This is a genomic window from Marinobacter sp. UBA2688, from assembly GCF_002352785.1.
Taxonomy (GTDB): domain Bacteria; phylum Pseudomonadota; class Gammaproteobacteria; order Pseudomonadales; family Oleiphilaceae; genus Marinobacter; species Marinobacter salarius.
In genome coordinates this window covers 21,301-28,630 of sequence record NZ_DELU01000025.1, presented here as the reverse complement: position 1 = coordinate 28,630, position 7,330 = coordinate 21,301, and the positions used below count along the sequence as shown (strand labels likewise).

Below are 7,330 nucleotides of genomic sequence, written 5' to 3'. Positions count from 1 at the left end.
CCCCCCCTGCCGGGCTCCGGCAGCCCGTCATGACAAACCCCATCATACCGGGCCGGTTCTGATCCAAACCATTCGAAAGGGTTTCCGCCCGACCAGGCCCTGAAGTCGGCCCCTTCCTGCAGGCGAATCTCCGCCCCTTTTACGACCAGCACACTTCTGATCTGGTTGATCATCAGCCGTGTACCTTCTTGTTCCGCCCTGCCGGCTTCCCGCTCTACAACTCCCAGTAATACCCACCAGAGGGTAAAAAGGATGCACAGGGCCACCAGAAACCTCAGGCGATGTGAATTGGTCAGCACCGACATCGCCGAATACTTCTGGCCGGTCATTCACCCACGCCCCATGGCGGCCGCTCCCAGGTCCCATATGGGCAGAAACACGCCCAGTGCAAGAATGAGAACCAGGATACCCATGGCCACGATCAGTATCGGTTCGATGGATTCCGCCAGCCGCTTGAGGCCGTAGTCCACGTCTTCATCGTAAAAGTCCGCCACATTCACGAGCATGTCGTCCACCGAACCGGTTTCCTCACCCACCGCAATCATCTGCAAGATCAGCGGCGTGAACATATCGCTCTGCCGGGCTGTCCGCAGCAGGCTTTCACCGCGTTCGATACCGATCCGCATCTCCTTGATGTGTTTGGATATCCAGGCGTTATCCGTGGCGTCTGCAACCACGGTCAACGCATGGGTCACGGGCATACCCGCAGACAACATACTGGCGAAGTTACGGGCAAACCGGCTTAGGGTAATCAACTCCAGCAGCGGTCCGATAATAGGCATTTTCAGTTTGTAGCGGTCCCAGGTCAGGCGTCCCTGGTCGGTGTTTTTCCACTGCCTCACCAAAAGCGCCGTTGCAGCCATACCGAACAGTACGATGTACCAGTAGCCCAACAGGAAGTTTGAGGTACCAACAAGTACCTGGGTCAGGAATGGCAGGTCGGCACCCAGTTTGCTGAAGACCGCCGAAAACTTCGGAATCACCAGGAAGTTCACAACCATCAGCGCCCCAAACAGGGCAATCATCACGAAGGTGGGATAACGCATGGCCTGCTTGAGGCGCCGTTTGGTGTCCCGCTCCAGCTCGAGGATCTCAGACAACCGCTTGAAGGCGTCGTCCAATTGCCCGGTGTTCTCCCCCACATGGATCATGGCGATAAACAGATCCGGAAACACCTTGGGATGCGCCTGCATGGCGGTAGCCATCGTGGAACCGGCCTCAAGGCGATCCGTTACGTCGTCCAGCACTTCGCTGAGCGCGGGCGAGCGCGTCGTGTCCGCCAGGCCACGCATGGTTCGTATCAACGGGATGCCCGCCTTAGTCAACGCATGCATCTGACGGCAGAACACGATCAGTTCGTCCAGGGTGATCTTCTTGCGGAACAGCGGCAAGTTGTTCAGCCGGTCGCCGATGGATTCGCCTTGTGCCTGCTCATGGATCGCCAGGGGTGTGATGCCCCGCCGCATGAGTTCAGACGCTGCCGCCTCGGGGCTCGGTGCAGCCAGCGCACCCTGTTGCACGACTCCTCTGCTGTCCTTACCCCGGTACGTAAACTGCATCAGACACCTCCCTCATTGGGAGCAGGGTTGTCGGCGCCGCTATCACCAGAGGATTGAGAGAGCACCGGCACCTCATCCAGGGACACGTCGCCCTCAGAGGTCGCCGCCACCCGGGCCACTTCTTCCAGAGTGGTCACGCCCTGCAGTGCAAAATCCATGGCACAAAGACCAAGCGGCCGGTAAAGGTGGCTCCTGCGCGCTTCCCGGGTGAAACCGGCGATGTCCTGGCGGCGCAGTGCGTCCAGCATCGCCTCGTTCATTTCCAGCATTTCGTACACACCCAGACGCCCCCGGTAACCACTGTTGCTGCACTGGTAGCAACCGCGACCATGTACAAACCCGGCCTCCAGGTCGAGCGGATCAAGATCGAACTGGTTCAGCCAGACTTTTTCCTGACTGGTGGGCTCGTAGGCCTCGCGACAGTTCTCACAAACCTTGCGCACCAGCCGCTGGGCAACAACGCCAAGCAGGGAACTGGCCACCAGGAAAGGCTCCACGCCCATATCAATCAGTCGCATGGCGCTGCTGATGGAGTCGTTGGTGTGCAGCGTCGAGAGCACCAGATGGCCGGTCATCGCCGCACGCAGGCCAATCTCGGCGGTTTCATGGTCCCGCATCTCGCCCACCAGGATCACGTCCGGGTCCTGGCGCAGCGCGGCGCGCAGTACACTGGCGAATTCCAGGCCGATTTTCGGGTTTACCTGCACCTGGGTAATGCGCGGCAGCCGGTACTCCACCGGGTCTTCTGCGGTGATGATTTTGACTTCCGGACGGTTGAGTTCGGTTAGCGCGCCATAAAGGGTTGTGGTCTTACCGCTACCGGTCGGGCCGGTGACCAGGATCATGCCATGGGGCTTCTTGATCATACGGCGGAAGTTTTCGAGCAGCGTTTCCGGCATGCCGGTGACGTCCAGGTTCAGCATGCCCTGGCTCTGGTCCAGCAAACGCATGACCACCGACTCGCCGTACTGAACCGGCATGGTGGAAACCCGCACATCGATGCTGCGGCCCTTTACGCGGATATTGAAGCGGCCATCCTGGGGAATCCGCTTCTCGGAAATGTTCAGGCCAGCCATCAGTTTAAGGCGTAGCACCAGAGCGGAGTTAACCCGCTTTTCCTTCATCACCTGTTCCTGCAGCACGCCATCCACCCGTTGGCGAATACGTACCACGGTCTCGTCAGGTTCAATGTGAATGTCGGAGCTGCGGGCCTGCACGGCATCTTCAAACAGCGTCTGCAGAAGCTTTACCACAGGTGCTTCCGCGCTTTCGGACTCAGCGCTGAGGTCCGCCAGGTCAAAAGCATCGTCGCCCAGTTCGTCTTCCAGTTCTTCCGCCAGCGAGGCAATTTCGTCAGTACGGCGATACACCAGATCGAGGGTATTCAGCAGTTCGCTTTCCCGCACAACGGCCTGCTTGATCGGCTGTTTCAGCACCCGCACCAGTTCGTCGTAGGCGAAGATGTCGAGCGGGTCGGCCATACCTACCAGCAATTCGCCGCTCTGTTCCGCCAATACGATGCTGCGGAAACGGCGGGCCATGGCTTCCGGCAGCTTCTTGACCAGCTCGTTGTTGAACTGGAAGTGGCGCAACTGAACGAATGGCACATCCAGTTGGCGTGACAGGATGTTGAGGAGGTTGTCCTCTTCCACATAGCCCAGATCGATCAGGGTACGGCCCAGCTTGCGTCCGGTATTTTTCTGCTCACGCAAGGCGGTCATCAACTGTTGCTCAGTGATGACATCGTTCTGGACCAGCAGGTCGCCTATGCGGATTTTTTTCTTTGCTTCAGCCATGGATCATCCTGCCCGCAATGCCTGCAGGCGTTGCTGTACGTAGTCGGCCAACGACCGGGGCAATCCCGGAAGTTCGGCTGCCTGCCGGTAGGCCCTGGCCGCTCCGGCCAGCTCGCCCTGTGTCTCGAGGGAAATCGCCAGCCCCACCCACCAGGGAGCCTGGCTGTCATCCCAGGCAATCAGTACCGCCCAGTGCCGGGCGGCTTCTGCACTGTCACCTTGTTGTTGCAGCAACGTTGCCAGCGTAACGCGGTATTCGGCATGTCCTTCCACAGGCGGAATGCTCGACGTCAGTGTGTTGAGGGCCGCACCCAGATCATTGTTGGCGTGCAGGGCCCTTGCTCTCAGCAAACGCAAAGCCGGGTTTTGTGCGGTAACCTCCGCGGGCAGCCAGCCAAGGGCCTGATCCTGTTTGCCATCAACCAGCAATGCCCTGGCAACCACATAGCGGCTGCGGGGGGCGTCCTGCTCCCGGGTCAGGGCCGCAAGACGGCGCTCTGCGTCGGTAATACGGCCCTGCGCCACCAACCTTTCCAGGTCCCTTGCAGTGCTGCGATCGGTCGCAGCCGGCGTTTCCGGCACCTGTTTCACATCAGCCATGGCAGTCTTTTCGGGTTCCGTTTCCTTAGCTTCTGTTTCTGCCTCTTTCTCTGGCTCCGTCGATGACGGTTCAACCTTTTCCCTTTTCGCCACCGAGGCAGGGGGCGACTGGGCTGGCTCCTGCTGCGTGGTGTCGGGTTCCATGGGTTCCGGTGACAGCGGTTCCGGTGACAACGGCTCTGGCGCCGGGTTTTGTGACGCGGGTGTCTGCGGGGTGGATGCCTGTATTTGAACCGGTTCCGGCTCAACCATTGCAGGCGACGACAATGGCTTTTCGGCTTCCGCCGTTTCTGCGGAGGCAGAAGAGGAGTTGATCGAGAACAGCCAGTAGCCACCAAGGCCAGCAACGACGATCGCCAGAACCACCAACACAATCATAAACACGGGCTTGCGATTGCCAGCCTGCGCCTGACCACCTGCATAGACTCCGGGCGCCACAGGCCTGTCCTGGCGCTGCTCGGCAGCCCGCAGTGCATCATTAAGCAAACTCATAGCCACCTCACCAGAAGGTTGGGCACGCGGGCGCTGTCAGTGTCCCTGACCGCTTGCATCACGTGCCAGCGGCTGACCTGGTGGTCGCCCCGGCCCCACGCTGACAACAGGGACTTATGGGCGATAATATTGACCAACCGCGGGATGCCACCGGATGAGCGGGAAATCAAACGCAGCGCGGAGGGTGCAAACAGATCACCGCCGTTGTACCCCGCCTGGGACAGGCGATGCCTGAGATACTGTGCCACCGACACCTTGTCCAACGGCGCCAGACGGTACTGGAACGTAATCCGTTGCCGTAGCTGCCTCATGCTGTCTCGTTGGAGTATCTGGTCCAGTTCCGGTTGCCCGAACAGCACCACTTGTAATAGCCGGGCACTTTCGGTTTCCAGATTGGTCAACAGACGCAGCGCCTCGATGGTTTCCTCGGGCATGGCCTGGGCTTCATCAATCACCAGCACCACCTGGCGTTGCTCCATGGCCAGCGCAATCAGGCGCTCGTTCAGAGCTTTCAGTATCTGGTGGGTGTTGGCGCATCGCCCAACGTCCACACCCAGTTCCTCGGCCACTGCCTCGTAGAGGGTCTCCGGTGTCAGGTGCGGGTTGGGAATGTAGGCCGTATGGGCATCCCGCTCCAGTTCATTGAGCAACAACCGGCACAGCAGGGTTTTGCCGGTACCAACCTCGCCGGTGATTTTTATAAAGCCTTCCCGCTCACGCAAGGCCACCAACAGCAGTTCCAGCGCATCGCTGTGGCTGCGTGCCCGGAGGAAATACCGGGTGTTGGGCGTCAATGCAAACGGTGCTTCCTGCAGTCCGAAATGAGCTTCGTACATGCTAGCGCCTGGCTTTCTCCGGTTGGGGTTTCACAGACTCGGAAGACTCCAGCAGTTCCCGCAGAACCCGCATCCGGTCGCGACTGGCCGATACATCCGCATTCATCTGCTGGCTGCCGGCAACCACGGGGCGCAACAGGATGACCAGCTCGCTCTTGCGAGACTGGAACCGGCGCTGTTTAAACAACTCTCCCAACAGGGGAATTTCACTGAAGAAGGGCACTGCCGAGTTGTTGTCTTCGCTGGTGTTCTGGATCAATCCGCCAATCACCACAATCTGGCCACTTTCGGCGCGGATCACACTGTCGGTCTCGCGAACCGTGCTTAGTGCCAAAGGCAGCGTGACGTCCCGGTCACCCACCGTGATCACCTTCTTCTGGTCATTCACCTCACTCACGGAGGGGTGCACGTGCAGGGTAATGGCGCCGTCTTCTGAAATCTGTGGGGTAACGTCGAGAGAAATCCCGGAGAAAAACGGAGTCAGTTCCACTGAGGTGGAAGTCCGGTCAGTGGCTGTCACTGCCGAGTTGTTGTTGTTGAAGTCGATGTCCGTTACGAAAAACTCGTCGGTGCCAACCTTGATAACCGCCTTTTGATTGTTGACGGTCGAAATTCGGGGGCTGGAGAGAATCTGCACGTTGCCCTGCTCGCCAAGCAATTCGATCAACCCGGTAAAGTCACCCGCCCGGACGCTGGCCGAGAACAACCCACCGATATCTGAGGTAGTAATCACCTGCCCTGCCAGAGCCTGTGCGGTAAAATCTTCCGGCAAGCCATCCGATGCGGTCACGCTTGACGCACTCTGGATATCTGCCCAGTTAATGCCTTGCTGATAGCCTTCGTTCAGACCAATCTCCAGGATCTTGGCTTCCAGCACCACTTGCCGTTGCATAATCAACTGAGTTCGGCGAAGGTACTCTTCCACCTGCGCCAGGGACTTTCCATCGGAGCGCACCATCACCAGCCCCGCGCCGGGATTGATGATCACCTGATTGCCGCTCTCTGACCCTACGATCATTTGCAGCGCGCGCTGAATATCGGTCCAGAAATCGGACTCGGTCTCGGTGGAGATGCGAGTGCCAACGAGATTCGCCGTTGAAGTGTTGTCGGAATTGTCCTGCGACGTACCCGCACCGGTTGAATTGTCACGTGAACTGCTGACCTGCCCTGAACTGACACGGGTTTCGGAGCCGCCACTGCGCTTGAAGTGCAGGTAGTCGATCGGGAACATCCGAGTCTGGACGCTTTCTGCCTTTACCTGAAACAGTCGCCCGTTGCGCTGAATATCCAGGCCATAGAGGTCGCTGGCGATATCCATAACTTCAGGGACAGTCACGTCCCGGAGCCTCAGGTCAACAACCGCGTCAACACCGGGATGAACCACCACGTTATACCGGCTACCATCCACCAGTGCTTCGAAGAACGGGCCGGCGGCAAGGCCACGGGCATCGACATCGAACCGTTCCTCGTCATCCGTGTCAGCAGACAGCGACGGCATCAGGGCCGCACTGACTTCTTCCGGAACACCTGCCCGCGCGGCCTGTTCCCGCTCGGCACGCTGCAACGCGGATTTGGCTTCGGCCTCCGCCAGCGCGTCATCAATCGACTGGGCAGCGTCCGTTGAGGTGGCCTGGCTGGTGCGCATCAGCGGGTTATTGCTGCAGGCGGCCAGTGACGTTGCCAGCAGCACGGTCAAAAACGTTCGATTCAGTGTCATAGCAGCTCGTTTGTCTGTCATTGCGAACTCCGCACTTGCGGAAGGGGGTCCAGGCGTAGAACGCGCACTCTTCCCTGATCAACCAGCTCAACCCGGTCGGGGTAAATCCGCCGAATGCGAACCCCCTCAAACGCCTGCCCTTCCCTGCGGGCCTCTCCATCGATAACCGCCAACCTGCGATTATTGCCAATAAATATCGACGCCAGTGAAAACTCCCTCGCCGGTTCTGACTGTGGCGCACTGCCTGAAAAGCCGCTCGGCCGGGTTGGATCCTCAAGGGCAAAGGCATACCCGGCAGCCAACATCCATACGATCAGCAACACCCTCATT

At 59.2% G+C, this 7,330-nt stretch carries 6 protein-coding genes and 1 pseudogene; all 7 read right to left on the bottom strand.

The annotated features are described in order from the left end of the window. Nucleotides 1-329 (bottom strand): annotated as a pseudogene (locus tag B3M52_RS15330) (hypothetical protein); the annotation flags it as partial. Then, complete coding sequence (locus B3M52_RS15325; RefSeq protein ID WP_075195659.1) at nt 330-1,559, bottom strand: type II secretion system F family protein; 1,230 nt, start codon at nt 1,557-1,559, stop codon at nt 330-332. It lies immediately after the preceding pseudogene. Further along, nucleotides 1,559-3,355: a GspE/PulE family protein gene (locus B3M52_RS15320; RefSeq protein ID WP_036203396.1), complete on the bottom strand. Its 1,797-nt coding sequence runs from the start codon at nt 3,353-3,355 to the stop codon at nt 1,559-1,561. Before B3M52_RS15320 ends, B3M52_RS15325 begins: the two co-directional genes overlap by 1 nt. Nucleotides 3,356-3,358: 3 nt before the next feature. After that, nucleotides 3,359-4,447, bottom strand: coding sequence for a tetratricopeptide repeat protein (locus B3M52_RS15315; RefSeq protein ID WP_041335656.1), 1,089 nt, complete (start codon nt 4,445-4,447; stop codon nt 3,359-3,361). Next, nucleotides 4,444-5,283, bottom strand: a complete 840-nt coding sequence (locus B3M52_RS15310) for an ExeA family protein (protein ID WP_041335653.1) — start codon at nt 5,281-5,283, stop codon at nt 4,444-4,446. Before B3M52_RS15310 ends, B3M52_RS15315 begins: the two co-directional genes overlap by 4 nt. Nucleotide 5,284: 1 nt before the next feature. Beyond that, complete coding sequence (gene mshL / locus B3M52_RS15305; RefSeq protein WP_041335651.1) at nt 5,285-7,021, bottom strand: pilus (MSHA type) biogenesis protein MshL; 1,737 nt, start codon at nt 7,019-7,021, stop codon at nt 5,285-5,287. Beyond that, entirely contained in the window at nt 7,018-7,329 is a 312-nt protein-coding gene (locus B3M52_RS15300) for a hypothetical protein (RefSeq protein ID WP_041335648.1), read from the bottom strand. Before B3M52_RS15300 ends, mshL begins: the two co-directional genes overlap by 4 nt. Between the last annotated feature and the right edge of the window lies 1 nt (nt 7,330).

What these genes read in the sequence shown, in the direction of transcription:
- B3M52_RS15325 (WP_075195659.1), bottom strand. Translation starts at nt 1,559, where the DNA reads ATGCAGTTTACGTACCGGGGTAAGGACAGCAGAGGAGTCGTGCAACAG.
- B3M52_RS15320 (WP_036203396.1), bottom strand. Translation starts at nt 3,355, where the DNA reads ATGGCTGAAGCAAAGAAAAAAATCCGCATAGGCGACCTGCTGGTCCAG.
- B3M52_RS15315 (WP_041335656.1), bottom strand. Translation starts at nt 4,447, where the DNA reads ATGAGTTTGCTTAATGATGCACTGCGGGCTGCCGAGCAGCGCCAGGAC.
- B3M52_RS15310 (WP_041335653.1), bottom strand. Translation starts at nt 5,283, where the DNA reads ATGTACGAAGCTCATTTCGGACTGCAGGAAGCACCGTTTGCATTGACG.
- mshL (WP_041335651.1), bottom strand. Translation starts at nt 7,021, where the DNA reads ATGACAGACAAACGAGCTGCTATGACACTGAATCGAACGTTTTTGACC.
- B3M52_RS15300 (WP_041335648.1), bottom strand. Translation starts at nt 7,329, where the DNA reads ATGAGGGTGTTGCTGATCGTATGGATGTTGGCTGCCGGGTATGCCTTT.